The following is a 26,221-nucleotide window of genomic DNA, read 5'->3' as shown; positions in this document are numbered from 1 at the left end:
TCACAGCAGCCTTGTCGACCCACAACGATGGGTGATCCCCATCTTCACCCCAACGGCCGTACCTCGACGGTGACCGCCCGGACACTCAGCCAGGCTGCAGCGCCGTATCGCGGGTGATCGCATGCTCGACGACCGAAATCAGCACCTGCTTCGCGGACTCACGATCCCGTGCGTCGCACGCGATGATCGGCACGTTGTCCGCGATCGTCAGCGCATGCCGGACGTCCTCGATCTGGTGATGCAGCAACCGATCGAAGCAGTTGATCGCCACGATGTAGGGCAGTTTCCGGTTCTCGAAAAAGTCGATCGAGGGAAACGCGTCAGCCAACCGGCGGGTGTCCACCAGCACGACCGCACCGATGGCACCCAGCGCGAGGTCGTCCCACATGAACCAGAACCGGTGCTGCCCCGGCGTACCGAACACGTACAGCACGAGATCGGAGTCGAGCGAGAGCCGGCCGAAGTCCATCGCCACGGTGGTGGTGACCTTGTTCGGCGTCGAACTGACGTCGTCGACCGACATGCTGGCCTCGGTCATCTGCGCTTCCGTGGTCAGCGGGTCGATCTCGGACACCGCACCCACCAGGGTGGTCTTCCCCGCACCGAAGCCGCCGGCCACCACGATCTTGGCCGACTGGGTCGGCCCGCTGGCCACCGACGTGTTCGCGTCGGAGTCAAATTCTCCGAAGCCCACTGAGCACCCTCTCCATGAATTCGATACTGGGACGATCGCCGACAGCGACGGTCGCGGTGTGCACGAGGACGAGACCGAGACCGGCCACGTCACCGATCAGCACGCGCACCACGCCGAGGGGCAATCGTAGATAGGCCGCCACCTCGGCCACCGAGCGCGTGTCCAGGCACAGTCCACAGATGGACCGGTGCTCGGGCACCCGGACGCGGTCGAGCGAACGCCCGCGCTCGCTGGTCGACACCAGTGCCTCGATCGCGAGATCGTACGTCGGCTTGGTCCGGCCACCGGTCCGGAAGTACGGGCGGACCAGCCCCGAACTCTCCGCCGGCGCCGGCGGCATGGACGTCGGGATCGCCGGCAGGCTGGGGTGACTCGGGTGATTGGGATGGCTGGGATGGTTCGGATAACTCGCCGGGCCCGGTCCGGGTGCGGCGGGCGGGAAAGCCGAGAACTCTCCGCTGGGCGACCCGCTGTCCGGTCCGCCACCGAACAGCTCCGAGCCGGGACCGGACATCAGCCGGTCCCCGAAATCGGGCGTGCGGAACTCGCCCGTCTGATAAGCAGGCAACGACGAACCTGTGGGTTCACCGCCGTCGGCACCGGTCGCACGGCGCTGCCGCCACTCCCGGTCCACTCGTGCCCGGAACTGCGTCCAGTCATCGTCGGCCAGCGCATTCCGCGGTTCCTCCGGATCCGAGCCGGAAGCCGTGGAGCCCATCCCCATTCGGTCCCCGTCCAAGTCCGCTGATCGCCCCGCGTCCACTCCAGTCCCCTTCGTCGCGCGGTGTTATCCGCGCACGGCCCCTTGCAACTGGGCCCGCATCTCTGGGGTCAGTTGCTGTCCGACCCGGTCGACGAGCAATGTCATCTCATAGACTACGAGACCGATGTCACTGTCCGGCGAGCCCAGTACAGCGAGGCAGGAACCGTCGGAAACCGACATCAGGAACAAGAAGCCGTTTGCCATTTCGACCACGGTCTGCGCGACCGGGCCGCCTTCGAAGACCTTCGCCGCGCCCCGCGCCAGGCTGGTGAGCCCCGAAGCGACCGCGGCCAACTGGTCCGCCCTGTCCTTGGGCAGGCCGCGGGAAGCGGCCAGCATCAGTCCGTCCGCGGAAACCACCACAGCGTGTGCCGCGCCAGGGACGCGGTGCACGAAATCCGTGATGAGCCAGGCGAAACCGTTCTGCGAACCTTGAGATTTCGAGCCTTTCGGCTGAAGAGAACCCGGCCGTGTCACTCGTCACTCCTCACTGCCGTATTCGGGCAGGGACAGCTCCCCGCCAGTCACCGAAACGCCTTCTCCGGCCCGCCGGCCTGAGTTGTCAAGCGCATGCCGGCCGGAGGTGTAGCCCCGTTGGAAGCTCACCATACGGTCACGCGCCGCTGTAGCCGACCTCGCGATGGCGCTGTGGCCAGGTCGTGCCGATGTGGTGTCGGTGAACGACGCCGACGAGGACTCACCCGCGGTGACCGAGCCTGGCACCAGGTACGCGTTGGGTACGCGCTTGGGCAGACCGGCCGGGGTGACCTCCTCACCCTTCGGCTCCAGTAGCGACTGCGCGGCCTGCCAGCCTTCGTCAGCCGCACTGCGCCACACCTCGTCGAGCATCGGTGTGGCTTCCAGCGCTTCCGGTTCGGATTCCGGTTCTGGCTCCGGTTGCCGGACTGCTGGTTCGCCGAGATCTCCCGTCATCGGGCCTTCGGACTCCTCCCCGCGGGTGCCCTGGTCGTCGTCGCCGTCTTCACTGAACCACCGGGAGACAACCGACTGATAGATCGGCAGCCGCTTGGTCGGCACGTCGTCGTCGAGCACGCCGGTCTCGCGGGCCGGTGGTTCCTCGGCCGGCGGCTCGGGCGGAGCCACCGGTACGTATTGCGGTTCCCGCTTCGGCAGCTGGAGCGGGGTGAACCGGGTCGTGCCCTCCGGTGGATGCCCGTTGGACGGGTTCGAACCGGGCTTGCCCCGGCTCATGAACGCCGCGTTGGGCGAACCGGCCACCAGATCGTCGAGGCTGATCGGCTCCGCCAGTGGCGTCAGCCCGCCGGGACCATCCGGAATTCGTTGCTGTCGCTGGGTTTGCTCGGACTCGACCGACGCGGGCCGGGGCCGCTGCGCAGGCACCGCGGGGATCGAGGGCAGCGAGGTCTCGGACGGGGCCGGCGGCAGCGGCGGCGCGTCGGCGACGACCGGGCCCAGCAGCTCGGCCGGCACCACGACGCGCGCGATCACGCCACCCTCGATGTCCTCGTTCTCCCGGATCCGCACCTCGATGCCGTGCCGCTGGGCCAGCCGCGCGACCACGTACAGGCCCATCCGCCGGGTCACCGACACGTCCAGGTCGGGCGGGTCCGCGAGGCGCTGGTTGACCTCGTAAACCTGCTCTTCGGACATGCCGACCCCGCGGTCGGTGACCTGGATGGCCAGCGACCGGCGGCGGGTGACCACCGCGCGGACGCTCACCTTCGTCTCCGGCTCGGAGAAGTACGTGGCGTTGTCGAGCAGTTCGGCCAACAGGTGCACCAGGTCGTGCACGGTCAGCCCGCGCACCGCGACCTCCGGAATCACGCCGACCTCGACGCGCGCGTACTGCTCGATCTCCGACACCGCGGCACCGATCACGTCCGCGGCCGACACCGGCTTGGGCACCGACTTCGCCAGGCCCGCACCGGAGAGCACCAGGAGGCTTTCACCGTTGCGGCGCAACCGGGTCGCCAGGTGGTCGAGCTCGAACAGGCTCGCGAGGTGGTCCGGGTCCTGCTCGTCGGCCTCGAGCCGGTCGATCACGCCGAGCTGGCGTTCCACCAGCCGCTGCGACCGCCGGGACAGGTTCACGAAGATGCCGTTGACGTTCTCCCGCAACAGCGCCTGCTCGGCCGCCATCTTGATGGCCTGTTCGTGCACCGCGTCGAACGAGCGCGCGACTTCGCCGATCTCCTCGCGGCTGGTGATCGGCACCGGATCGACCGCGTTGGCCGAGGCCGCGACGGGGTCCGGGTCCTGCAGGATCCGGTTGACCGTCTCGGGTAGCCGCGTGTACGCGATGTCCAGCGCGCTGGTCCGCAGCACGCGCAGTGGCCGGAGCATGATCCGGGCGATCAGGAACGTCAGGATCAGCGCGCCGATCAGCACGACCAGCACGATCCCGATGTCCCGCCAGGCCGCGGTGGTCGCGCCGTCGGCGAGTGCCTGGGAGCTGGAGCGCAGGTTGGACAGCAGATCGCTCTCCATCGTGCGCATCTTGTTGATCGTGCCGGTGCTGTCGGCGACCAGCTCGTTGCGGTCGATGCCGGGCGGCTGGCCTTCCGCGCCGCGGGCGAGCGCACCCGCGGCCAGCCGTTCCCGGCCGTCCACGTCCGGCCCGCTGACCGTGTCGTTGAACAACTGCAGCTGGTCGGTGCTCGCGTTCGCCTTGAACACGTTGAGCGTGGCCGCCGCGCTGGCCTGCGCCTGGCGCACCTGGTCGAGCAGCAGCCCGGTGAACCCGTTGCGCATCACCGCGATCTCCATCGCGGCGTCCTGCCGCGACTCGAACTCCTTCGCCTCCGACAGCGACTGGAGCGTGGTGCCCTGGCGCAGCAGGTCGCGGTCGTTCACCGCGATGGTGACTTCCTGACCGAGCTGGTTCAGCGAGTCGAGGATCGAGGTGTAGGTGGTGAAGGCCGCTTGCTCGGAGTACGGGGGCGTGTTGACCGTGGTGCGCAGCGCGGCGAGGGTGTCGAGCCGCTGCAGGCCCCGGTCGTAGCGTTGCTTGCTCGACGCGTCGTCGATCTGGAGCTGTGAGGCGGACTCGCGCAGATCCGCCACGGACTGGTCGACCTGGCGGATCTGGCTGTTCAGTGCACTCTGGAGGTCGACGTCGCCGGGCGTGATGATCTTCGCAACGGCGAGCATCCGCTCGCTCTGCAGCTGGTGGATCACGTCGGTGACCTTGGTGGCCACGTCGACCTGGGTTGTGGTCTGGCCGAACTCGTCGGCCTGATGCAGCTCGTCGTAGGCGCGCAGGCCGCCCAGCACGAGGGCGGTCAGGGTCGGCACCGCCAGGACCAGGACCAGCTTGGAGCGCAGCTTCCAGTTTCGTAGGCTCAGTCGCGATCCACTGGATCGCGCCGAAGACTGCTGCGCAGGAGTCCCCGCTACATGTGGGGTGTCTTCTCTCGGCACCGCTGTACCACCGTCAATCCCGCCAGCATTGGGGTTCGAACCTCTTTTGCAGGTGCAGAGGGTAGCGAACAGCCGGTGAAGATGTAACCCTTCCTGGGCAAAGGCGCGAGGGCTGATCCATGAGCGGTGCCGTGACCTGAAAGAACTCCCAAGCTTGAACGCGGTTAAACCACTCTCAGTAGAGCGCCGAATCCTGACGATCAGAATGGGTGATCTTTGTCACCGGTTCACAAGATCGTTCGCCCGCCACAGACGAGGAGACAGCAAGTGCCCACGATGCTCGAGGTGAACGGGCTCAATCACCGCTTCGGCGGCGGGGAAGGTGCCCACACCGCGGTCCGCGATCTTTCGTTCACCGTCGAGTCCGGCGAGCTGGCGTGCATCGTCGGCCCGTCCGGCTGCGGCAAGTCCACGATGCTGCGGTGCATCGCCGGGTTGATCAAGCCCAGCGGCGGCAGCGTCAGCCTGCACGGTGACCCGGTGTCGGGCGTGCCCAGCGACCTCGCCGTGGTCTTCCAGGACTACAGCCGCTCGCTGTTCCCCTGGCTCACCGTCGCTGGAAATGTCGAATTTCCCCTTCGTTCGGCCAAAATTCCCAAGACCGAACGCCGCGAGCGCGCGCGTGAGGCACTGGAGTCGGTCGGCCTGTCGGCCGCCGCGCGCAAATACCCATGGCAACTTTCGGGTGGCATGCAGCAGCGGGTCTCCATCGCCAGGGCGCTGGCCAGCCGCCCGGCGCTGCTGCTGATGGACGAGCCGTTCGCGTCGGTGGACGCGCAGACCCGGTTCGAACTCGAAGACCTGCTGCGCCGGGTGAAGCAGCAGCAGGGCAGCACCGTCCTGCTGGTCACCCACGACATCGACGAAAGCGTTTACCTGGGCGACCGGGTGCTCGTACTGTCGAAATCACCGGCATCGATCGTCGCGGATCTCAAGGTGGACCTGCCCGCGGAGCGGGACCAGATCGGCACCCGCGAATCCGCGGAGTTCGTCGCGTTGCGGGGTGAGATCGCCCGCCTGCTGCAGGGGCGAACGGCCGAGGCCACGGCCGCGGCCGGCGACATCGCCGAGTGGGAGCTCTCCGAGCAGGAAACCAAAACCGAAGAGAGGACTTCGTAGATGACCGCGCCGACCGTACGGGACGCCGTTCGCGAGCTGATGCGCGAATGGAAGATCACCACCGTCTTCGGCAACCCGGGCACCACCGAGGTGCCGTTCCTCGCGGACTGGCCCGACGACTTCACCTACGTGCTCGGGCTGCAGGAGTCCGCGGTGCTGGCCATGGCCGACGGGTACGCGCAGTTGACCGGACGGCCCGCAGTGGTCAACTTGCACTCCGCAGGCGGGCTCGGACATGCATTGGGCAACATGGTCACCGCGCACCAGAACCGCGCGCCGCTGATCGTGATCGCGGGCCAGCAGGAGCGCTCGATGCTCCCCTTCGACCCGTTCCTCGTCGCCATCGACGCGGCCGAGTTCCCCAAGCCGTACGTGAAGTGGAGCGTCCAGCCGGCCCGCGCCGAGGACGTGCCGGCCGCGTTCGCCCGTGCCTACCAGGTCGCGACGCAACCGCCGTACGGCCCGGTGTTCCTCTCGATCCCAGCGGACGACTGGGAGCAGGCCGCGAAGTCGTTGCCCGCCAAGCCGCGCGTGCGCGGGTTCGCGCCGGACGCCGAAGCCATCGCCGAGGTGGCCAGTGCGCTGGACGCGAGCGAGCGGCCGGCGATCGTGGTCGGGGCCGCGGTGGACATCGATCACGCCGTGCCGGATGTGATCACGCTCGCCGAACGGACGAAGGCGGCGGTGTGGGCGGCGCCGTTCTCCGCACGCAGCTCGTTCCCGGAGAACCACCCGCAGTTCGGCGGTTTCCTCAAGCCGAGCCGCAAGATGACGCACGGCGTGCTCTCGGCGTACGACCTCGTGGTGGTGATCGGCGCCCCCGCGTTCACCTACCACGTGCCCTCGCCGGACGACGTGCCCGAGCTGCCCCCGCTGTACTTGATCAACGACGACTCCGAGGCACTCGCCCGCGCCCCGTACGCGACGCCGGTGCTGGCGAGCCCGCGCGCCGCGATCACGGCGTTGTCGGCCCTGGTCAGTGCCGAAACCTCCCGTAGCTTGCCCGCACCACGGGAACAGCCGCCGCGCCCGGCCGCACCTGCTGTCGGCGAAGCGATGACAGGCGCGTTCGTCAACGACGAGCTCTCCCGGATGCTGCCCGACGACGTGCTCATCGTGGAGGAAGCGCCCAGCCAGCGCGGGGACATCCAGCGGTACCTGCCGGTCAACGCGGCAGGCGAAGGGTTCCTCACCATGGCCAGCGGCGTGCTGGGCTACGGCCTGCCCGCGGCGATCGGCGCGAAGATGGCCGTGCCGGAGCGCCCGGTGGTCGCGGTGCTCGGCGACGGTTCGAGCATGTACGGCATCCAGGCCCTGTGGACCGCGGCGCAGCACCACGTCCCGGTCACCTTCGTCATCCTGGACAACTCCGAGTACGGGGCGGTCCGGGAACACGCGCACGTGTCAGGGCGCGGCAAGGTGCCGGGTTCGGATCTGGGCGGGATCGACTTCTGCGGCCTTGCCCGCGGCATGGGCTGCGACGCCGTACTCGTCGAGACCCCGGAGGAACTGCGGAAGGCGGTGCCGGCGGCGCTCGCGTCCGGCGTGCCCACGCTGATCGACGTGAAGATCCGCTACGGCGGCTGAGGTGCGGCGGCCGCGAACCGGGACAGGCTCGCGGCCGCTGTCACTTACTCCTTATATATAAGGAGCGCTCCCGCTACATCGCCGCCTCGGAGCGGAAGCCCGGGTGCCAGGCCAGTGCCCGCTTCTCGGCGACCGACAACAAGAGGTTGGCCAGGTAGCCCAGCAGGCTCACCAGCACGATCCACGCCCACATCTGCGACAGCACGAAGTTGCTCTGGGTCAGGATCATCTGGTAGCCGATTCCGCTGGTAGAGCCGCCCATCAGCTCGGAAACCACCATCAGGATGATCGCCAGCGACAGGCCGAGCCGCATTCCGGCGAACACCTTCGGCAGCGCCGTCGGCAGTACCACCCCGAAGATCCAGTCCGCCCTGCTGATGCGAAACGCGCGCACGGTCTCGGTTTTGACGTCGTCGACCGAACGCGCGCCGTCGATCGTGTTCAGCAGGATGGGCCAGATGGTGCCCCACAGGATCGTGATGATCTCCATCTTCGGCCCGATGCCGAAGGCCACCAGGAACACCGGCACCAGCAGCGCCGCCGGGATGGACCTGGCGAAGAAGAACATCGGCGACACGTAGTCGGTGACGACCGGCGAACGCCCCAGCGCCAGCCCGAGCGGGACCCCCACCACCACGGAAATGCCCCAGCCGGCGAAGATCCGGCCCAGGCTGGGCAGGATGTCGTCAGTCAGCGCGGTGTTGCCGAAGAAGGCGTCCTTCGCGGCGGACAGGATGTCGGTCGGCGGCGGGAAGTACGGGTCGTCCGCCGCCTTCGTGACCAGCTGCCATACCACCAGGAACGCGATGAACACCAGCCAGCGCCTGCCGAAATCGAGCCATTTCGAAGCGCTCACACCGCACCCCCCACCGCGGACCAGCCGAGCCAGCGCCGCTGGATCCCGACCAGGCCGAGATTGACCAGGTAGCCCACCAGCCCGAGGAAGACCGTGGCGGCGAGCACCATGTCCATCCGGCCGGAGGTGGTGCCGGAGAAGTACACGAACTGGCCGATGCCCGCCGTGCCGAGCGTCAGGTACTCGGTGGTCACCAGCACGATGAGGGAGATGGACGCCGAGAGCCGGACACCGGTCATCGTGAACGGCGCGATGCTGGGCAGCAGCACGGTGAAGAGCCTCCGCACCGGTGGAGTCCGGAAAACCCTTGCGGTGTCCAGAATCTGGCTATCGATCTCACCCATCGCGTAGATCGTGTTGAACAGCACCGGCCACACCGAGGCGAACACCGCGAGCGCGATCTTGGTCTCGGCGTCGCTGCCCAGCAGCAGGATCACCAACGGGATCAACGCCACCGCGGGCAGCGGGCGAAGGAACTCGACGATCGGGCTGATGGCAAGGCGCAGCCATTTGAAGCTGCCGAGCAGAACCCCCAGCGGGACCGCGATCAGCACGGTCAGGCCGAGCACGATGAGCCACGACAACAGCGTGGACACCGCGCCGGTGATGAAACCGGCGTTGCCGAACAGGCCCGCGAACCGGACCAGCACGACGAACGCCGGTGGCAGCACGTTGTCCGGCAGCACGCCCACCCGGACGATCACCTCCCACAGCACCAGGAAGGCGATCAGGCCGATGAGCCTGCGAAGCGCAACTCGCACGATCGTCGTTCTCTTCTCAGACCTTGGGGGTCGGCACGATGTACTGGTTGGCGTCCAACTGCGCGGTCAGGCCACCGTAGGACTGCATCAGCGTGACGACCCGCTGCAGCTGGCTGGCGCTGACCGAGGTCGGGAAGACGTCGGTGGCCAGCAGCGAAGCGGTGTCCTTGTCCACCCCGGTCAGGTCGGGCAGCACCTCGAGCAGTTTGGTGCGGTCCGCGGCCGCGGTCTGCGCCGGCACCATGGCCTTCTGGAACGCGGCCACCGTCTTCGGGTTCTTCTCGATGAACGAGTCGAGCGCGATGAAGCCTGCCGAGGTGATGTTGGCGGTCGACCCCGTCACGATCTTCAGCACCGGCTCGGCACCCTGCTTCTCGGCCTGGGTGATGTAGGGCTCCAGCTCGACACCCGCGTCGATGGTGCCCGCCTGCAGCGCCGCCGGGATATCCGGGAACTTGATCTGCTGGAAGTGCACCTGGTTCGGGTCCACGTCGTGGTCCTTCAGGGTGGCGCGCAGCAGTACCTCGGCGATCGAGCCGGACTGGTGGATCGAGACCTTCTTGCCGACGAGGTCCTTGGGCTCCTTGATGTTGGAGCCCTGTTTGGCGATGACGACCAGGCCGTTCTCACTGAGCTGGTCGACATCCACCACGATCTTCGCCTGCACCGTCTTCTGGGCGATCGCCTGGAAGAACGAGACGTAGTTGGTGATGATGAAGTCCATGTTCCCGTTGATGAGCTCGGGATACGCGGCCGGACCGGAGGCGAACATCTTGCTCGTCACGTCCAGGCCCTGGTCTTTGAAGTAGCCGTACTTCTCCGCCAGCTTCGTGGAGACACCCTGCTGGCCGGTGAGGATGCCGACGTTGAGCTTGCTCTTCTCCACGGCGCCCGAGCTGCTGCTGCCGGACGTGTCGTTCGAGCTCGAACCGTTCAGCGCACTGCACCCGGCGGAGGCGGCCAACGGCCCGGCGACGGTGGCGCCGAGAGCGAGCCTGACGAATCTACGACGGGTGGTGGCGCTTCCATACATGGGCATTCCGACGCTCCTGACGCGGCGTTATCCATCATCTGTGGTGACGGATCAATTACTGGTAGTAAGGAACAGGGCGGTATATTACACACGAACGGGTGTTGCTTTCGGGTAGATCGAAACTCGGGCGCAACCTATCGCAGAACGCGGTAACCGCAACAGTCCGATTTGATCATGATCTGGTGTAGTTCTTCAATGCCGGTTCGGCGGGCACGTGCGGATAAAGCGCGACCTGGGTGGCGACCGTCGTGGCGAGATTCGCCGCATTCACCGGAAGAGTCACCGGATCGACGTAGGGCATGACCGGCTGGGCGCAGACACCGGCCGCGAGTCTGGCCGGGTCCGCCGGCCCCGCGTGCGTCAGCGCGTCCACGACCAGCGCGAACGCCGGCGCGTCCGCGGTGCCGGTGGTCAGATGGTCGGCGACGTGCGCCAGGCAGACCTGCTGCAGGCCGACGTTGCTGATCCGGCCGCCTCCGGTGTGCAGCGAGGAACTGCCGTTGTCGTCGAAGTTCGGGGTCACGACCTCGTCCAGCGCCGTGTAGACGTTCGTGTAGTCGATCCCGGGCCAGGTCTCGGGGCCGCTGTTGAGCGCGGTCAGGAACGCCGAACCGGTCCGCTGCTGCCAGAACGACGGGGCGCACCCGGGCGCGCAGACCGCCTGCGCGACCAGCGTGCCGTGGTTCGACGGGGCGAGTCCGACCAGGTCAGCGACGTCGGCACGGGTGTCCGGCCAGTACTTGAGCGCCCAGCGCGGGATCATCCCGCCCTGACTGTGGCCCACCAGATCGACCTTGCGCCCCGCCTCGGCGCTGACCGTGCGGATGGCGTGCACGACGTACTCGGCGGCCACCTGGATGTCGCCCATGCCGTGGTCGGGCAGGGTCACCGTGCAGTACGGCCAGCCCTTCGCGGCGAACGCGCGGGCGTAGTTCCAGTCGAACTCGGCCGGGGTGAGCGTGGTGCCGGGGATCAGCAGGATCGGGTCGCGCTGCGCGTCCGCGATGCCATCTGAGCAGCTCAGAGCCGCGTCAAGGGTGGCAACGGGTACGTCGAGCGCGGGTCCGGTGGCCGCCTGGGCGCCGGCCGGGACGAGCAATGCACCTGCTGCCGCCGCGATCACGAACAGTGCCCGCACGCTCACCCTCCCGCAGTAACCCAACGTGCGGCGGAGTCTGCTCCTCGTATTGGCATCCCGTCAATGCCTTTCGTGGGGATTTTCGGCGAACGGTCGATAAATGAAGGGCTATTCGCCGTAACAACGGTCACGTAATCGTGCGCTATTCGGCGTAGTGCAGAACGCAAATAGCGGATTACCGTTCGCCGCCCCGATGAGTTGTGGAACGCGCTTCCCGAGCCCGGACAAATCCGTCTTGCAGCCGCGCCATCCGGCCGCGCACGGCATCCGGATCCAGCCGCAGCGTCGGCGCGTCCATCTCGTCGACCGCGGACGCGGGCAGCGGGCCGTGCACCCCGTTGAGCCGGCCGGAGGTGGAACCCTGCACCGGCTCTTCCTCGCCGGGCCAGTCGGGCTCGGCGGACTGGTCACGCACGGGCCAGTGCTCACCGGTGCGGAACCACTGGGACAGCACGGCCTGGTACGCCGGCATCCGCTCGGTGGGTTCGTCCTCTTCCAGGTAGTACGGCGTGCGCTTGTCGTCGTCCTCCGATGGCCAGTCCGGCGGCGGCTCGTTCTCCACCGGGGCCCGGCGCGAGGGCTCCGGTACCGCGGGAAGCGCCAGCTCGGGGTCGGACTCGGGGACGGCAACGAGCGCGGGCGGGCCGATCATCTGCCTGGGCTCCGGCGGCGGGACCGGCCGCGCCGGGGCCTGCTCGACGACCAGTTCGGCGGGCACGACGACGATCGCGACCAGGCCACCACCGACGTCCGTGCGCAGCCGCACCTTGATGTCGTGCCGCCCGGCGAGCGTCGCGACCACGAACAGCCCCATCCGGCGGGACACCTCGACGTCGACGGCTGGTGGCTTGGCCAGTCGCGCGTTGGCGCGCTGGATCTCCGGCTCGGGCATCCCGGCCCCGGAGTCGGTGATGTGCACCTCCCACGCGCCGTCCGCGGTGATCGAGCTGACCACGGTGACGGTGGTGCTCGCGGGCGAGTACAGGGTGGCGTTCTCCAGCAGCTCGGAGATCACGTGCACGAGGTCGCTGCACGCGTGCCCGAGGATGGCCAGCTCCGGCGTCGCGGTCAGTTCGATTCGCTGATAATGCTCCACTTCGGACAGTGCGGCCCCGATGATCTCTTCTGCCGCAACGGGTTGGGCCCGCTCGTCGCCGAGATCGTGCCCGGAGAGAACGAGCAGGTTCTCGCTGTTGCGCCGCATCCGGGTGGCGAGGTGGTCCAGCTCGAACAGTCCGCCGAGCGTTTCCGGGTCCTGCTCGCCCGCCTCCATCCGGTCCAAAACGGACAGTTGCCGTTCGACAAGATCCTGGCTACGCCGGGAAAGGTTGACGAACATCCCGTTGATGTTCTCCCGCAGCGAGGCCTGTTCCCCGGCAAGGCGGACCGCCTGCCCGTGCACCGCGTCGAACGCACGCGCGACCTGTCCGAGCTCCTCCCGGCTGAACACCGGGACCGGCTCGATGCCCCGCCGCCGCGCGGCGCCTTCGGGATGCGGGTCGGCGAGGATGTCCTGCACCGCCGCGGGCAGCCGGTGCTCGGCAACGTCCAGCGCACCCGCGCGCAGCGCCCGCAACGGCCGCAGCAGCGAGCGCGCGATGATCACCCCGAGCACGATGCACAGCAGCAGGATCCCGAGCACGATGCCGGCGTTCACGATGGCCGAGCGGCGGGCGTCGGAGGCCAGGGAATCGCAGCGCTGCTGGGTTTCCGACTGCAGCGCCTGCTGCACCTTCTCGGCGAGGTTGATCGTGTAGGTGCTGGCGGTGTCCCACTGCTGCGGGTCGAGGCCGGCCAGGTTCTGGTTCATCTCCGCGCGGGTGATCGCGGACTCCACCATGTTGTTGCCGGTGTCGACGATCAGCCCGATCACGGTGTCGTCGTACATCCGCTGCTCGGCGGGGGTCGCGAACTTGCGGTAGTCGCTGCGGGCGGCGTTCAGCTCGGCGTCCGCGCCCAGCAGCGCGCGCAGCTCGTCGGTGGACAGCTTCCCTTCGGCCAGCGCCTCGGCGAGCACGGCGCGCTTCACCGACATCTGGTCCTTCACCCGCGCCAGCGCGGTCGCGGTGAGCCGCAGGCGGGACAGCTCGGGGTCGGTGATCCGGGCGACCGCCTGGTCGGAGAGGTCGAGCATGCCGGAGATCAGCCCGCTGTAGGAGCGCAGCGTGGCGTCGGCAGGGAGGTTCGAGTGCTCGGTGGCGAACCGCAGGCCGGTCAGCACGTCCAGCCTGCCGATGGTCGCCCGCAGATCGGCGGCGCCGGTGTCGGAGAGCTTGGTGCGCTCGGCGTCGAAGGATTTGTTGACGGCGCCGATCGAGGCGTCCACCTTGTCGCGCTGGTCCCGCAGGTCGGCCGGATCGCCGTCCCGGCCGGCGGCGACGTATTTCACGCTCAGGTCGCGCTCGCGCTGAAGCTGGTGGATGACGTCGTTCACGGCGCCGTCGACGCGCCCGTGTGCGGACTGCTCGGCCAGTTCGTCGGCGTGCGCGAGGTCGCCGCGCACCTGTACACCGACGAGTGCGAGCACGCTCACCGTCGGAATCAGCAGGACGACGATCAGCTTCGTGCGCAGGCGCCAGTTACGCAGCCGCCACCGGCCGCCCGCCCGGATTTCCGGCCGCCGCTCCAGCGCGTCACCGGCGTCGTGACGCTTCTGCCGACGGGCCATCGCCTTCCTTCGCTAGCTGCGTACTGAACACGGACCGTAACCGACGCGGAACCGTTAACCTACTAGAGCGTGGCACGAGCCTGGGCGCTGTCTACTCTCGGTGCGGTCCGTCGGCGATGGTATTGGGCGCAGATCCTAAGCTCTACCCACGTGTGGATTTCGTGTCGCTCGGCAGGGGGGTCGAATGCGAGGAGTAGCGATCATGGTGGTCGCGGCCCTCGTTCTCGTCACCGGCTGCAGTGGCCCGTCCGGACTGGGTAGCTCACCCGATCAGAGCAAGATGGAGCGCACGGACCTGCGGGTCGGGGTGGGCAACCCGATCGATACCGCTCCGCTTCGGATCGCCGTTGCGGACGGTTCCTTCACCCGGATGGGCCTGCACGTCGAACTGGTCGAAGAATCGAACTCACAGAACGCGCTCAACGACCTGGCGACCGGAAAAGTCGATGTGGCGTTCGCCACGGATGTGGCCTTTTTCACCGCTGCGGCCGGCGGCACCGCGCTCCAGCTTCAAGGCGAGGCTTATACTTCCGCGCCCTACACCGCGGTGCTGCTGACCTTGCCTGATTCGGACTACACCGACCTGTCGAGCAAGAAGTCGCCGCGGATCGCGGTCGACTCCACCACCGACTTCGGCGCGCTCGCCACCCGCTCGATGATCACCACGGCGGGCGGCGACCCGAGCCGGATCAAGTTCGTGACCCGCACGTTCGACCGGATGGCGGCCGCGCTGCAGGACGGCTCCGCCGACGCCGCGCTGATGCCCGAACCCTTCAGCACCAAGGCACAGCAGGAACTGGGCGCGCGGGTGCTGGCGGACTCTTCGCGCGGCGCCACGATGGACTTCCCGGTTTCGGCCTATGCCGCAACCGGGCTGTTCGCCCAGGCCAACACGCACACCCTGACCGCCTTCCGGCGAGGCCTCGGCGACGCGCAGCAGCGCGCGGCGGACCAGTCGGTGGTGCGGTCCGCGTTGCCGGGGATCGCCGGGGTGGACGAAACCACGGCGGCGCTGATCGAACTCGGCGTGTACCCGACCTCGCTCAACGGCGTGCGCCTGCAGCGCGTTGCCGACCTGATGCACGACACGGGAATGCTGGCGCAACGGCTCGACGTGCCTTCGCTGCTACCGAAGGCCGACACTCCCTAAACCCTCTACCAGCAACGAAAATCCCTGTTCAGCGGCTGCAGCCGCGTCGGCGTCATCCACGCTGGTTCCTCCGACGATCCGGTCCGCGACCTCGGTGATCGAGACCTGGGCGAACCCCTTGGCGATGAACGACTCGATGGCGGTGCCGGAAATCGTCTCGCGGGTTCGCACCTTCTTTCGCTCTCGCAAGCTCATTGCGACAGACGTCCTGATCGCCGGAGCGGGCCCGACCGGGCTCACGCTGGCCTGCGAACTGCGCCTGGCCGGGCTCCACGTGACGGTCGTCGAGCTGCTGACCGAGCGGATCGAGCAGGTCAAGGGCGGCACGCTCCAGGCCTGCACCAGCGAGCTGCTGGACGTGCGCGGCCTGCTCGAATCGCTGCAGGCCCGGAAACTGCCGCGCCAGGACGTCGGCGGGCCCTTCGCGTTTCCGCCGGTGCCACTCGACGCAACACGTTGGGACACAAGGCATCCGTATCGGCTCTCTATTCCACAGTGGATGGTCGAGGAGGCCCGTGCTGCGCGGTCACTAGATCACCGCTGTCGAGCAGGCCGACGAAGGCGTCACCGTGGCAGCAGGCGGGAAGTCCTTGCGCGCCAAGTACTTCGTCGCTTGCGACGGCGCGCGCTCGTGCCGGTCGGTGACCGCAAGTACCGGTTCAGCGACGCCACCCGGCAGCTGGAGAACTACCGCCACGGCCGGATCCTCTGCGCCGGGGATGCCGCGCACATCCAACCTCGGCTGGAAACTCGCCGCGAAGATCCGCAGCGACGTGCATCTGCTGGACACCTACCAGGAAGAACGCCATCCCGCCGCCGCGCGGGTGTTGCACCACACCGCCGCACAACGCGTCCCGACCCCAACCGCTGCCTCGCCGGGATGATCTCCGGCCTGGACGCGCCCGGCCGGGTCCGCGACTTCGACCTGACCACGGCCGACGGCCCGGCCAGGCTAGCCGAACTCCTGCGTTCAGGCCGCGGTCTGCTGCTCGACCTGCACGACCGCGAGTGGCCGGCGGGCTGGGCCGGCCGGGTGGACGTGATGCACGCCAAGGCAGACGAGGACTTCGACGCGCTGCTGTGCCGTCCCGACGGCCGTGTCTGCTGGTCAGGCGATGGCCCGGTGACCGACGCGCTGACGAGCTGGTTCGGCGGCGCCGTATAAAGGGATACGTGACTGATGGCCCGCTGATCGTCCAATCCGACAAGACCGTGCTGCTCGAGGTCGACCACGCGCAGGCCGATGACGCCCGGATCGCGATCGCGCCCTTCGCCGAGTTGGAGCGCGCGCCCGAGCACGTGCACACGTACCGCATCACCCCGCTCGCGCTGTGGAACGCCCGCGCGGCCGGCCACGACGCGGAGCAGGTCGTGCACGCGCTGACCAGCTATTCGCGTTTCCCGGTTCCCCAACCGCTGCTGATCGACATCGTGGACACGATGGGCCGGTTCGGCAGGCTGCAGATCACCAACCACCCGGCACACGGGCTGGTGATGGCCACGACCGACCGCGCGGTGCTGGAGGAAGTGGCACGCAACAAGAAGATCAGCCCGATGCTGGGCGCCAGGGTCGACGAGGACACGGTGCTCGTGCACCCGTCCGAACGCGGGCGCCTCAAGCAAGCGCTGCTCAAGGTCGGCTGGCCGGCCGAGGACCTCGCCGGCTACGTGGACGGCGAGGCGCACCCGATGTCGCTGGAGGAGCGGGACTGGCAGCTGCGGGACTACCAGCGCAAGGCCGCCGAGGCGTTCTGGGCCGGTGGCTCAGGTGTGGTCGTACTGCCATGTGGCGCGGGGAAGACGCTGGTCGGCGCCGCCGCGATGGCGCAGGCACAGGCGACGACATTGATCCTGGTCACCAACACCGTGGCCGGGCGGCAGTGGAAGCGTGAGCTGATCGCGCGCACGTCGCTGACCGAGGAGGAGATCGGCGAGTACTCCGGGGAGAAGAAGGAGATCCGGCCGGTCACCATCGCGACCTACCAGGTGGTCACCCGCAAGACCAAGGGCGAATACCGGCACCTGGAGCTGTTCGATTCGCGCGATTGGGGGCTCGTGGTCTACGACGAGGTGCACCTGCTGCCCGCGCCGGTGTTCCGGATGACGGCGGACCTGCAGTCGCGCCGCCGCCTGGGGCTGACGGCGACGCTGGTGCGCGAAGACGGCCGCGAGGGTGACGTGTTCTCGCTGATCGGGCCGAAGCGGTACGACGTGCCGTGGCGGGACATCGAGGCGCAGGGCTGGATCGCGCCCGCCGAATGCATCGAGGTCCGGGTGACGCTGACCGACAACGAGCGCTTGCTGTACGCGACGGCCGAGGCCGACGAGAAGTACAAGCTGGCGTCGACGGCACACACCAAGATCGCGGTCATCAAGTCCCTTGTGGACAAACACGCCGGTGAGCCGACCCTGGTCATCGGCGCGTACCTGGACCAGCTGGACGAGCTCGGGCGGGAGCTGGACGCCCCGGTGATCCAGGGCTCGACGCGCAACAAGGAACGCGAGGCGCTGTTCGACGCCTTCCGGCGCGGGGAGATCGACCGGCTCGTGGTGTCGAAGGTGGCGAACTTCTCCATCGACCTGCCGGAGGCGTCGGTGGCCATCCAGGTGTCCGGCACGTTCGGCTCCCGGCAGGAAGAGGCGCAGCGGCTCGGCCGGCTGCTGCGCCCGAAGGGCGACGGACGGCAGGCGCACTTCTACTCCGTCGTCGCGCGGGACACGCTGGACGCCGAGTACGCCGCGCACCGGCAGCGCTTCCTCGCGGAGCAGGGTTACGCCTACACGATTCATGACGCGGACGCCTATTTGTCAGGCGAAATCGGCGGCGAGTAGCCGAGCAGGGCCACACCACAGCACCAACGCATGACACAGACACCTATTCGTCACACGAAACCGGCGACAAGCAGTCGAGCAGCTCGGCCAGCAGCTGTGCGCGGATTTCCTGCTCCTGCCCGGGGAACCACGGGCAAGCGATGTGCACCGCGACGACGTTGCCACCGTCCAGAATCCGGCCGACGGCCCGCAGCAGCTCGGCTTTCGCGGGTCCGTCGGCGGCAGGAAACCGCAGGCCGGGCAGCTCGCCGCTGTCGAGCACGTCGACGTCCACGTGCAGGATCACCGGGCCTTCCGGCGCCTCGACGTCGGAAACGGGCACCCGCCGGACCTTCGCCGTGGCGAGGTATTCGACCTCGGCGGGATCGAGATCGCGCGCGTCCACCAGCGTCGCGGACTCTTCGGCGAGCGGGCGCAGGCCGAGCTTTTCCGCGAGCGGGCCTGGCGCGGCGCCGAGCAGGAACCGCAACGCCATTCCGCCAAGGTAGCCGGAGGTCGAGGTCTCCGGGGTATGCACGTCGCCGTGCGCGTCCAGCCACAGGATCGACGGGCTCACCCCGGCCCGCTGCACACCGGTGAGCACCCCGAGCGCCATCAGGCAGTCCCCGGAAACCACCGCCGGCACGGTGTTCGCGCGGATCCGGCTCGCGACCTCGTCCGCCACCGCGTCGTACAGCTGGCCCATCCGCGCCAACTGATCCGCGCCGGTGAGCTCCGGCGTGAACGGCGCCGCGCCGGGCACCGGGATGGTGTCCCGCGGGAGTCGTTCGTCCTGATGGAAGGGTACGAGAATCGGCACGCGCGGAGCATAGGCGACCGGCGATCGGACCGAAGCATGATTTTACGTCCGGCGTGGAACTCTGGGGTCGTGACGGAGCATGGGTTCCCCACCTCGGCGCTGCTGCCGCGTTATGTGACAGCGCTCGTCGCCGCTTGCGCCGCAGGCGTGATCAGCGCGCTGGGAAGCGCACATTTCATTGCCGCGCAAGGAACTCAGCGCGCGGTACCGGCCTTGCTCGTCGGCGCGGTGGTGCTCGTCGCCGTGCTCGCCGTCGCGTCGTTCCTCGTCGCGCGGCACGCGGACAGCGAGACGATCGAACGGATCTCCCGGCATCTCTTATGGGTGGTCTTCGCGATCGCCGCGGTGCCCGGACTGATCTGGTTCGCACTGTGGGTGTCCGGCGGCAGCGCCCAATCGCTGTTCGGCCTGGCCGCGATCCTGATCGGCGGCCTGCCCGTGTTCGTCGCCAGGCGAAAACCGGACGCACTGCCGCTGACCACGGGTTTCTGCCTGCTGGTCGCGATCGTCACGTTCGTGTTCTGGCAGCCATTGTTCCTCCTGCTGCCCATTTCCGTGGCCGTCGCCGGCGGCTGGGCGCTCACGCTCGCACTGCTGGGGTACGCCCGTCATCGCCGGAGCAAAACTGTCGTACCCTCGAACTAGTGTTCGGATGCGTTGGTGAAACGGACCACTGAGGGGACCAGATGACGATCACTTCCATCGACACCGCACCGGGCCTGGACCTGCCCGCGGGCAGCTGGCACGGGCCGATGTGGCTGTCGGACGAGCCGCTGGCCGAGCCCGGCCGCTTCCGGGACTGCATCGCGGCTTTCGAACACTCCGGGCTCTGGCCCGTGCTGGTGCCGCACGACGAGCGCTTCGCCGCCAACGGGGAGGACTGGATAGACGATCGCGGCCGGCTCGCCCCCGCCGTGCACGAGGTCGAGGCGATCGATGTGGCGGCGACGCTGGAGCGCTGGTGGGACCCGTTCTGCTGCGCGGCCGGTACCGGCTGCCTGCGCCCGTACGGGGCCGGTTTTCCCGGCCTGGCAAGGAAATCCACCCTCCGGGTCGACCCGCTGGCGGAGGCGGGAAACACCGGCTCCATCCTCGCCCGCCGCGGTTCGTACCGGCTCGGGCTGGTGCGGGTGGACAGGCCGGCGGACGTGCCTGCCGCGCTGGGCTGGACGGGCATGATCAAGTCCACGGACCAGGTGGCGGCGATTTCCGCGGTGCTGCGCAGCTGGGAAGATCGCTTCGGCGCCACTCTCATCGTCCTCGGGTTCGACGAGCTGGAACTGTCCGTCGCGGCGCCGCCCCGCCTGCAGGGCCGGGCGCTCGTGCTCGCGGCGGAGCACAGAGCGTTCTCGGAGCGCAGCTTCTCGGGCCAGCCGGGCAACCTGCGCGAGTACGCGGCCGGGCTCGTGCACCGTCGGCACTGGCGTTTTTCCTGGGACTAAGGAGTTTTCATCGCGGAACTGAGGATCGGCACCTCCGGCTGGCGGTATCCGCCGTGGCGCGGTGTCTTCTACCCCAAGGGGCTGGTGCAGCGGCGCGAGCTGGAGTACCTGTCGCGCCGGATGAACTCGGCCGAGATCAACGGGTCGTTCTACTCGCTGCAGCGTCCGGAGCGCTACCGGGCCTGGGCCGAGGAGACGCCGGAGGATTTCGTGTTCGCGGTCAAGGGCGGGCGCTATATCACGCACATGAAGCGGCTGCGGGAGGTGGAGACACCGCTGGCGAACTTCTTCGCCTCCGGTGTGCTCGCGCTGGGCCGCAAACTCGGGCCGATCCTCTGGCAGCTTCCGCCGAACCTGAGTTACGACCCAGACCAGCTGACAGAGTTCTTCGACCTGCTTCCCCGGACAGCGCGAGCGGCCGCCGCGCTCGCCCGGAAGCACGACGACAAGCTCAAGGGCGAGCCCTGCACCAAACCTGGCCCGGAGCGGCCCATCCGGCACGCCCTGGAGGTCCGGCACTCCAGCTTCCGGCAGCCCGAATTTCCGAAACTTTTGGCGGAGAAGGACATCGCATGTGTGATAGCGGATTCGGCCGGCACCTGGGTCAGCCTCGAAGAGGTCACCGCGGAGTTCGTCTACGTGCGTTTGCACGGTGACGAGGAGCTGTACGCCAGCGGCTACAGCGAGCGCGCGCTGGACGAATGGGCGGCGAAGATCCGCTCCTGGCAAGAGAAAGACGTGTATGTGTACTTCGACAACGATATGAAGGTGCACGCCCCGGCCGACGCGATCGCCTTGGCGGAAAGGCTGAAGGGCTGAGGCCTGGCACACGGAGCGCGCACCCCGAGCGTGGCGCGCTCCAGTGCACCGGCCGGTCGCTCAGGCGCCGGCTGCCTGCTTCGAATGCTTACCTTCGGCGATCTCCTCGACCATCTTCGAGCAGAAGTCGGGCAGATCGTCCGGTTTCCGGCTGGTCACCAAGCCGTTGTCCACCACGACCTTTTCGTCCACCCACTCGGCGCCCGCGTTGCGCAGGTCCGTCTGCAGGCTCGGCCACGAAGTCAGTCGCCGACCGCGCACCACGTCGGCCTCGACCAGCGTCCACGGCGCGTGGCAGATGGCCGCGACAGGCTTCTGCTGCCGGAAAAAGTCGCCGATGAACGAAACCGCCGTTTTGTCGGTTCGCAGAAAGTCAGGGTTGGCGACGCCGCCGGGCAGTACCAAGCCGTCGTAGTCCCCGGCCGACGCGTCCGCGATCACCTTGTCCACTCCGAACGTGTCGGCCTTGTCGAGGTGGTTGAACGCCTGCACTTTGCCGGGCTGGGTCGAAAGCAGTTCCGGCGTTCCCCCGGCGTCCTTGACCGCCCGCCACGGCTCGGTCAGCTCGACCTGCTCGATCCCCTCGGGCGCCACCACGAAAGCGACTCGTTTACCAGCCAACCGGTCAGTCACGATCGCACTCCTTTCGTCTGTCAGGACTTGGCGATACCCGCTGTCGGGTGCGACCGAAACATGACGGACTCAGTCGAACGCGATCCAGGATTTCCCCGCCACCGAACGGACACTCGCGAACGCTTCGGCGGCGTCGGCGAGCGGGAAGCGGGCCTGCAGCACCTTGCCCGGCGTGATCCGGCCCTGGCCGAGCACCGCGACGGTGTCCGCGAAATCCCGTGGGTGGTCGTAGATCAGCGAACCGCGCACGGTGAGCTGGCGGTACACCAGGTCGGCGCTAGTCAGCTCCAGCGACCGGCTGCTGATGCCGACGAGCAGCGCCGTCCCGCCCGGGGCGAGTTTCGCCAGGCCGGCGCGCAATGCCTGCGGCACGCCGGAGGTCTCGAACAGGAAGTCGAACCCGGCATCGGTCTCGCGCACCAGCTCGGCGCCGAACGACCGCGCCAGTTCGACCCGGCCTTCGTGCGGCTCCTGCACGACGGCGTTCACCCCGAGTTCGCGCAGCGCCAGGCACAGCAGCAACCCCTGCGACCCCGCGCCGACCACCAGGCACCGCTGACCGGGCCGCACACCGGACCGCCGGATGGCTGACCGGGCCACCGTGAGCGCCTCGGTGCACACCAGGTCCTCCAGCACGACGGTCGGGGCAGCCGGCCAGGCGAACTCGGCAGGCACGACGACGTACTCGGCGAGCAGGCCCGGGTGGTTCATCCCGACGATCACCCGGTTCGGGCAGGCCGAGGTGAACCCGGCCACGCACGCGGGGCACCGGCCACAGCAGTAGTTCGGCTCGATCGCGACCTGCTGCCCGACCGTTCGGTCGGTGACCTCGGCCCCGGCCGCGACCACCTCGCCGACGCCTTCGTGCCCCATCAGCCAGGGCGTGCCGGCGACCTTCCGGCTGCCGGTGTACACCCCGAGGTCGGACCCGCACAGGCCCAGCCCACGCATCCGGACCAGCACGTCCCGCGGGCCGCACTCCGGCTCCGGCAGCTCGACCAGCCGCATCGTCTCCGGCTCGGTCAGCACAACCGCCCTCATCAGACCACCTCCTCTCGCATCGTAAGGCTAATTAACCAAAAGGTCCATTAGCGGGGCTGCGACAATCTCGGGCATGGAGTTCGTGTACGCCGTGCCGATGCGCAACCGGTTCCGAGGCATCACCGTCCGCGAGGGTGTGCTGCTCCGCGGAGCAGTGGGCTGGGGTGAGTTCTGCCCGTTCGCCGACTACTCCGACACCGAGAGCGCGCCGTGGCTCGCCGCCGCGGTCGAGGCCGGCGAAGAGGGCTGGCCCGCCCCGGTCCGCGACCGGGTTGAGGTGAACACCACCGTCCCCGTCGTCTCGCCGGAGCGGGCACACGAACTGGTCGCCGCCTCCGGCTGCCGGACGGCGAAGGTCAAGGTCGCCGACCCGCGCTCGTCCATTGTGGACGACTGCGACCGGGTGGCGGCGGTACGCGACGCACTCGGCCCGGCGGGCGCGATCCGGATCGACGCGAACACGGCCTGGGACGTCGACACCGCGGTGAAGGCGATCCGTGAACTGGAACGCGCCGCGGGTGGACTGGAGTACGCCGAACAACCTTGCCCGTCGGTCGAAGAACTGGCGGCCGTACGCCGGCAAGTGGACGTCCGCATCGCCGCCGACGAATCGATCCGGCGTGCCGAGGATCCGCTGAAAGTGGCGGTGGCCGGGGCCGCGGATGTCGCGGTGATCAAGGTTTCCCCGCTCGGCGGCGTCCGGCGGGCGCTCGAGGTCGCCGAGGCGTGCGGGTTGCCCTGCGTGGTGTCCTCGGCGGTGGAAACCAGTGTCGGCCTGGCGGCCGGACTGGCGCTGGCCGGCGCGCTCCCGACGTTGGATTTCGCTTGCGGGCTCGGCACTCGCTCGTTGCTGACGGGCGATGTCACCAGCTCGTCACTGTCCCCTGTGGACGGTTACCTGCCCGTGCTGCGCACCGCGCCGGAACCGGACGTGGCAAAGGAATTCGAGGCCGACGACGCCACCCGCGCCGCCTGGCTCGACCGGCTGACGAGGGTGCGCGCGGTCTAAGCCACCGCTTCGTCCGCGTCCGCCGAAGTGGACGAAGAGCGAATCGGCAGCGTGTCGAAAGCGGCCGGCGGCTCGCGCCACGGCGAAATCGGCGAGCCGCCGCGCGCGGCCTGGATCGCCCTCCACACCCGCTGCGGGGTGGCGGGCAGATCGATGTGCCGCACGCCGAGATGCCGCACCGCGTCGATCACCGCGTTCTGCACGGCCGGGGTCGAGCCGACCGTGGCCGACTCGCCGATTCCCTTGGCACCCAACGGGTTCCTCGGTGACGGCGTCTCCGTGTTGGAGACCTCCAGGTTCGGCACGTCCGCGGCCGAGGGCACGTGGTAGTCGGCGAAGGTTGCGGTGACCGGGTTCCCATCCTCGTCGTAGGAGACCTGCTCCCACAACGCTTGCGAAATCCCCTGCACCGCACCGCCGTGCTGCTGCCCGCGCACGATCAACGGGTTCAGCACCCGGCCGCAGTCGTCCACCGCGATGTGCCGCAACGGCCGCACGTATCCCGTCTCGGTGTCCACTTCGACGACGGAAACGTGTGCCCCGAAGGGAAAAGTGGCCCCACCCGGTTTGAAGTCCGTCTCCTCGGTCAGCGGCTCGCCGTCCTCCTCGGCGGCCTTCGCCAGCTCCGCCCAGCTCATCGTCGCCGTCAATACCCCGGCGACGCCGACGCGACCGTCCTCGGTCAGCTCGATGTCCTCGACGGCCGCCTCCAGCCGGGACGCCGCCAATTCCTTCGCGCGCCGCAACACGAGATCCGCGGCCTGCCGGACGGCACTGCCGCCGACCTGCAACGACCGCGAGCCGCCGGTGCCACCGCCGCGCGGCACCTGGGCGGTGTCGGACTGCAGGAACGTCACCGACTCCATCGGAATCCCCAGCAGATCCGACACGATCATCGAGAACGACGTCGGATGCCCCTGCCCGTGCCCGGACGTGCCGACCTTGATCGACGCCCCGCCGTCCGGCCGCACCTCGACCGACGCGTACTCGCCCGCGCCACCGCCGGTGATCTCGACGTAAGCGCTCATCCCGATCCCAAGCAGCACCGGCTCACCGGCCGCGATCCGCCGGGCCTGCTCCTCGCGCAGCTCCTCGTATCCCGCCTGCCGCAGCGCCTCCCGCAACGGCAGGTCGTAGTCACCGGTGTCGTAGCCGGCGCCGGTGATTGTCGTGTAAGGGAAATCCTCCGGCTGCAGGAAGTTGCGCCGGCGGATCTCCGCCGGGTCCAGGTCGAGCTCCGCCGCGGCGAGGTCCATCAGCCGCTCCAGCATCGCCGCCGCCTCGGGCCTGCCCGCGCCACGGAACGCGCCCACCGGCGTGGTGTTCGTCAACGCGGCTATCCCGGCGTAGCTGATCTTCGGGATCCGGTACACACCCTGCGACATCGTCCTCGTCGGCCCCAGCGCCAGCGCGCCGCCGAAGCCCGCGTACGCGCCCGCGTCGCCGATCACCCGGCACCTCAGCCCGACGATCGTGCCGTCCGAACGCAGGCCCAGCTCGCCGAACTGCACCTGGGCACGACCCTGCGGCATCGCCTGCAGGTTCTCCGACCTGGTCTCGGTCCAGCGCACCGGCCTGCCGAGCCGACGCGCGACCTCGATCACCACCGCGTGCTCGGGGATCACCCCGACCTTGCCGCCGAACCCGCCACCGACGTGCGGGGTCACCACGCGGATCTTGTCCGCCGCCCAGCCGAACACCTTCCCGGCCGCCGCTTTGAAACCGTGCGGCATCTGGGTGGAAACGTAGATGGTGGCGTCGAACTCGCCGTCGGACGGCACGACCGCGACGATCGCGTTGCCCTCCATCGGGGCCACCGCGAGGCGCTGGTTCTCCATCCTGGCGCGCACCACCACGTCGGCGCCGTCGAGCACGGCCGCCTCGTCCTCGTCGCGCTCGCCGGCCGCGATGTTGCTGCCCAGCTCCGGAAACTGTTGTGGCGCATCGGGTTCCAGCGCACCCTCGGGGTCGACAGCCGCGGGCAACGCGTCGTAGTCGATGTCCACGAGTTCCAGCGCGTCGGCCGCGGCGACCGGATTCTCGGCGACTACGGCCACGACCGGCTCTCCGACGAACCGCACCCGGTCCACGGCCAGCGGACGCCGGCCGCACTGGGGGTTGACCTCGATGAACACCGGGAGCTCCGGCAAGCCGAGCTCTTCGGCGGTGTACACGGCGACGACGCCGGGCGCCTTCGCGGCCTCGGTCACGTCGATCGAGTTGATCAGCGCATGCGCGAACGGCGAGCGCACGAACGCCACATGCAACGCGTCGTCGAACTTGAGATTGCCGACATAACTGCCTTGTCCGCGCAGTAGTTCCGGGTCTTCGACCCGGCGTACCTCGGTGCCCAGCAAAGATCCCGCCATGATTCGACCCTAACGCTCGAACGCCGCGATGCCTATGTGGAGCAACTCCAGGGTCAGGGTTGCGAATCCGGGTCCGGTCAGGGCCGTTCCCCGATGTGCCAAGGGG

General features: G+C 68.6%; 23 protein-coding genes and 1 pseudogene. 10 read left to right on the top strand and 14 right to left on the bottom strand.

Annotated features, from left to right (window positions below; translation table 11 throughout):
- Positions 1 to 85: 85 nt before the first annotated feature.
- Genes VHD82_RS20035 through VHD82_RS20020 form a run of 4 tightly spaced genes read right to left on the bottom strand, consistent with a single transcriptional unit; the run spans position 86 to position 4,859 of the window.
- Positions 86 to 694 carry a GTP-binding protein gene (locus VHD82_RS20035; protein ID WP_325705815.1) on the bottom strand — a complete coding sequence of 203 codons (609 nt, stop codon included), beginning with the start codon at positions 692 to 694 and terminating at the stop codon, positions 86 to 88.
- On the bottom strand, positions 675 to 1,457 hold the full coding sequence (locus VHD82_RS20030; protein WP_414637549.1) for a DUF742 domain-containing protein: 783 nt from the start codon (positions 1,455 to 1,457) through the stop codon (positions 675 to 677). Before VHD82_RS20030 ends, VHD82_RS20035 begins: the two co-directional genes overlap by 20 nt.
- 24 nt (positions 1,458 to 1,481) lie before the next feature.
- Positions 1,482 to 1,934, bottom strand: a complete 453-nt coding sequence (locus VHD82_RS20025; protein ID WP_144746958.1) for a roadblock/LC7 domain-containing protein — start codon at positions 1,932 to 1,934, stop codon at positions 1,482 to 1,484.
- 3 nt (positions 1,935 to 1,937) lie between these two features.
- Positions 1,938 to 4,859 (bottom strand): nitrate- and nitrite sensing domain-containing protein, encoded by a 2,922-nt coding sequence (locus VHD82_RS20020; protein WP_325705803.1) that lies wholly within the window; start codon positions 4,857 to 4,859, stop codon positions 1,938 to 1,940.
- A 276-nt stretch (positions 4,860 to 5,135) separates the two neighbouring features.
- On the opposite strand from VHD82_RS20020, the gene VHD82_RS20015 reads away from it, so the two are divergent.
- Positions 5,136 to 5,978 (top strand): ABC transporter ATP-binding protein, encoded by an 843-nt coding sequence (locus VHD82_RS20015; RefSeq protein ID WP_414637552.1) that lies wholly within the window; start codon positions 5,136 to 5,138, stop codon positions 5,976 to 5,978.
- Positions 5,979 to 7,565 (top strand): benzoylformate decarboxylase, encoded by a 1,587-nt coding sequence (gene mdlC, locus VHD82_RS20010; RefSeq protein WP_325705796.1) that lies wholly within the window; start codon positions 5,979 to 5,981, stop codon positions 7,563 to 7,565.
- Positions 7,566 to 7,638: 73 nt separating this feature from the next.
- On the opposite strand, the gene VHD82_RS20005 is transcribed toward mdlC, so the two are convergent.
- From VHD82_RS20005 to VHD82_RS19985, 5 genes are all read right to left on the bottom strand, one after another.
- Positions 7,639 to 8,421: an ABC transporter permease gene (locus VHD82_RS20005; protein ID WP_325705793.1), complete on the bottom strand. Its 783-nt coding sequence runs from the start codon at positions 8,419 to 8,421 to the stop codon at positions 7,639 to 7,641.
- Entirely contained in the window at positions 8,418 to 9,182 is a 765-nt protein-coding gene (locus tag VHD82_RS20000; RefSeq protein WP_325705790.1) for an ABC transporter permease, read from the bottom strand. Before VHD82_RS20000 ends, VHD82_RS20005 begins: the two co-directional genes overlap by 4 nt.
- 16 nt (positions 9,183 to 9,198) lie before the next feature.
- The gene (locus tag VHD82_RS19995) at positions 9,199 to 10,221 is read right to left on the bottom strand and encodes an ABC transporter substrate-binding protein (protein WP_325705787.1); all 1,023 of its coding nucleotides are present in this window, start codon (positions 10,219 to 10,221) and stop codon (positions 9,199 to 9,201) included.
- Positions 10,222 to 10,387: 166 nt separating this feature from the next.
- The gene (locus VHD82_RS19990) at positions 10,388 to 11,359 is read right to left on the bottom strand and encodes a lipase (RefSeq protein WP_325705784.1); all 972 of its coding nucleotides are present in this window, start codon (positions 11,357 to 11,359) and stop codon (positions 10,388 to 10,390) included.
- A gap of 169 nt (positions 11,360 to 11,528) precedes the next feature.
- On the bottom strand, positions 11,529 to 14,021 hold the full coding sequence (locus VHD82_RS19985) for a nitrate- and nitrite sensing domain-containing protein (protein WP_325705780.1): 2,493 nt from the start codon (positions 14,019 to 14,021) through the stop codon (positions 11,529 to 11,531).
- Positions 14,022 to 14,223: 202 nt separating this feature from the next.
- Between VHD82_RS19985 and VHD82_RS19980 the strand changes: the two genes are divergently transcribed.
- Positions 14,224 to 15,171: an ABC transporter substrate-binding protein gene (locus VHD82_RS19980; protein WP_325705777.1), complete on the top strand. Its 948-nt coding sequence runs from the start codon at positions 14,224 to 14,226 to the stop codon at positions 15,169 to 15,171.
- Here VHD82_RS19980 and VHD82_RS19975 read toward each other — a convergent pair.
- Entirely contained in the window at positions 15,148 to 15,366 is a 219-nt protein-coding gene (locus tag VHD82_RS19975) for a hypothetical protein (RefSeq protein WP_325706441.1), read from the bottom strand. The genes VHD82_RS19980 and VHD82_RS19975 overlap by 24 nt on opposite strands.
- Between VHD82_RS19975 and VHD82_RS36845 the strand changes: the two are divergent.
- The 3 genes and pseudogenes from VHD82_RS36845 to VHD82_RS19960 all read left to right on the top strand — a co-directional run bounded on the left by VHD82_RS36845 (position 15,296) and on the right by VHD82_RS19960 (position 18,003).
- Positions 15,296 to 16,055 (top strand): annotated as a pseudogene (locus tag VHD82_RS36845) (FAD-dependent monooxygenase). The gene VHD82_RS19975 and the pseudogene VHD82_RS36845 sit on opposite strands and share 71 nt — an antisense overlap.
- Positions 16,052 to 16,336, top strand: a complete 285-nt coding sequence (locus VHD82_RS19965) for a hypothetical protein (RefSeq protein ID WP_325705774.1) — start codon at positions 16,052 to 16,054, stop codon at positions 16,334 to 16,336. Before VHD82_RS36845 ends, VHD82_RS19965 begins: the two are co-directional and overlap by 4 nt.
- 8 nt (positions 16,337 to 16,344) lie before the next feature.
- Positions 16,345 to 18,003 (top strand): DNA repair helicase XPB, encoded by a 1,659-nt coding sequence (locus tag VHD82_RS19960; protein WP_325705771.1) that lies wholly within the window; start codon positions 16,345 to 16,347, stop codon positions 18,001 to 18,003.
- Positions 18,004 to 18,046: 43 nt separating this feature from the next.
- On the opposite strand, the gene VHD82_RS19955 is transcribed toward VHD82_RS19960, so the two are convergent.
- Positions 18,047 to 18,802 carry an arginase family protein gene (locus VHD82_RS19955; protein WP_325705768.1) on the bottom strand — a complete coding sequence of 252 codons (756 nt, stop codon included), beginning with the start codon at positions 18,800 to 18,802 and terminating at the stop codon, positions 18,047 to 18,049.
- A gap of 69 nt (positions 18,803 to 18,871) precedes the next feature.
- On the opposite strand from VHD82_RS19955, the gene VHD82_RS19950 reads away from it, so the two are divergent.
- The 3 genes from VHD82_RS19950 to VHD82_RS19940 are packed head-to-tail and all read left to right on the top strand — an operon-like array spanning position 18,872 to position 21,063.
- The gene (locus VHD82_RS19950; protein ID WP_325705766.1) at positions 18,872 to 19,447 is read left to right on the top strand and encodes a hypothetical protein; all 576 of its coding nucleotides are present in this window, start codon (positions 18,872 to 18,874) and stop codon (positions 19,445 to 19,447) included.
- 41 nt (positions 19,448 to 19,488) lie between these two features.
- Complete coding sequence (locus tag VHD82_RS19945) at positions 19,489 to 20,244, top strand: DUF4253 domain-containing protein (RefSeq protein WP_325705764.1); 756 nt, start codon at positions 19,489 to 19,491, stop codon at positions 20,242 to 20,244.
- 24 nt (positions 20,245 to 20,268) lie between these two features.
- On the top strand, positions 20,269 to 21,063 hold the full coding sequence (locus VHD82_RS19940; protein WP_325706423.1) for a DUF72 domain-containing protein: 795 nt from the start codon (positions 20,269 to 20,271) through the stop codon (positions 21,061 to 21,063).
- Positions 21,064 to 21,123: 60 nt separating this feature from the next.
- On the opposite strand, the gene VHD82_RS19935 is transcribed toward VHD82_RS19940, so the two are convergent.
- Complete coding sequence (locus VHD82_RS19935) at positions 21,124 to 21,696, bottom strand: type 1 glutamine amidotransferase domain-containing protein (RefSeq protein ID WP_325705762.1); 573 nt, start codon at positions 21,694 to 21,696, stop codon at positions 21,124 to 21,126.
- Positions 21,697 to 21,765: 69 nt separating this feature from the next.
- On the bottom strand, positions 21,766 to 22,737 hold the full coding sequence (locus tag VHD82_RS19930) for a zinc-dependent alcohol dehydrogenase (protein ID WP_325705759.1): 972 nt from the start codon (positions 22,735 to 22,737) through the stop codon (positions 21,766 to 21,768).
- Positions 22,738 to 22,810: 73 nt separating this feature from the next.
- On the opposite strand from VHD82_RS19930, the gene VHD82_RS19925 reads away from it, so the two are divergent.
- On the top strand, positions 22,811 to 23,746 hold the full coding sequence (locus VHD82_RS19925) for an o-succinylbenzoate synthase (RefSeq protein ID WP_325705756.1): 936 nt from the start codon (positions 22,811 to 22,813) through the stop codon (positions 23,744 to 23,746).
- Here VHD82_RS19925 and VHD82_RS19920 read toward each other — a convergent pair.
- Positions 23,743 to 26,115 (bottom strand): xanthine dehydrogenase family protein molybdopterin-binding subunit, encoded by a 2,373-nt coding sequence (locus tag VHD82_RS19920; protein ID WP_325705754.1) that lies wholly within the window; start codon positions 26,113 to 26,115, stop codon positions 23,743 to 23,745. The two genes, VHD82_RS19925 and VHD82_RS19920, sit on opposite strands and share 4 nt — an antisense overlap.
- Between the last annotated feature and the right edge of the window lie 106 nt (positions 26,116 to 26,221).

Source organism: Amycolatopsis sp. (assembly GCF_035546795.1).
GTDB lineage: Bacteria > Actinomycetota > Actinomycetes > Mycobacteriales > Pseudonocardiaceae > Amycolatopsis_E.
The sequence above is the reverse complement of the archived record's forward strand: the minus strand, read 5'-3'. Positions and strand labels throughout refer to the sequence as shown.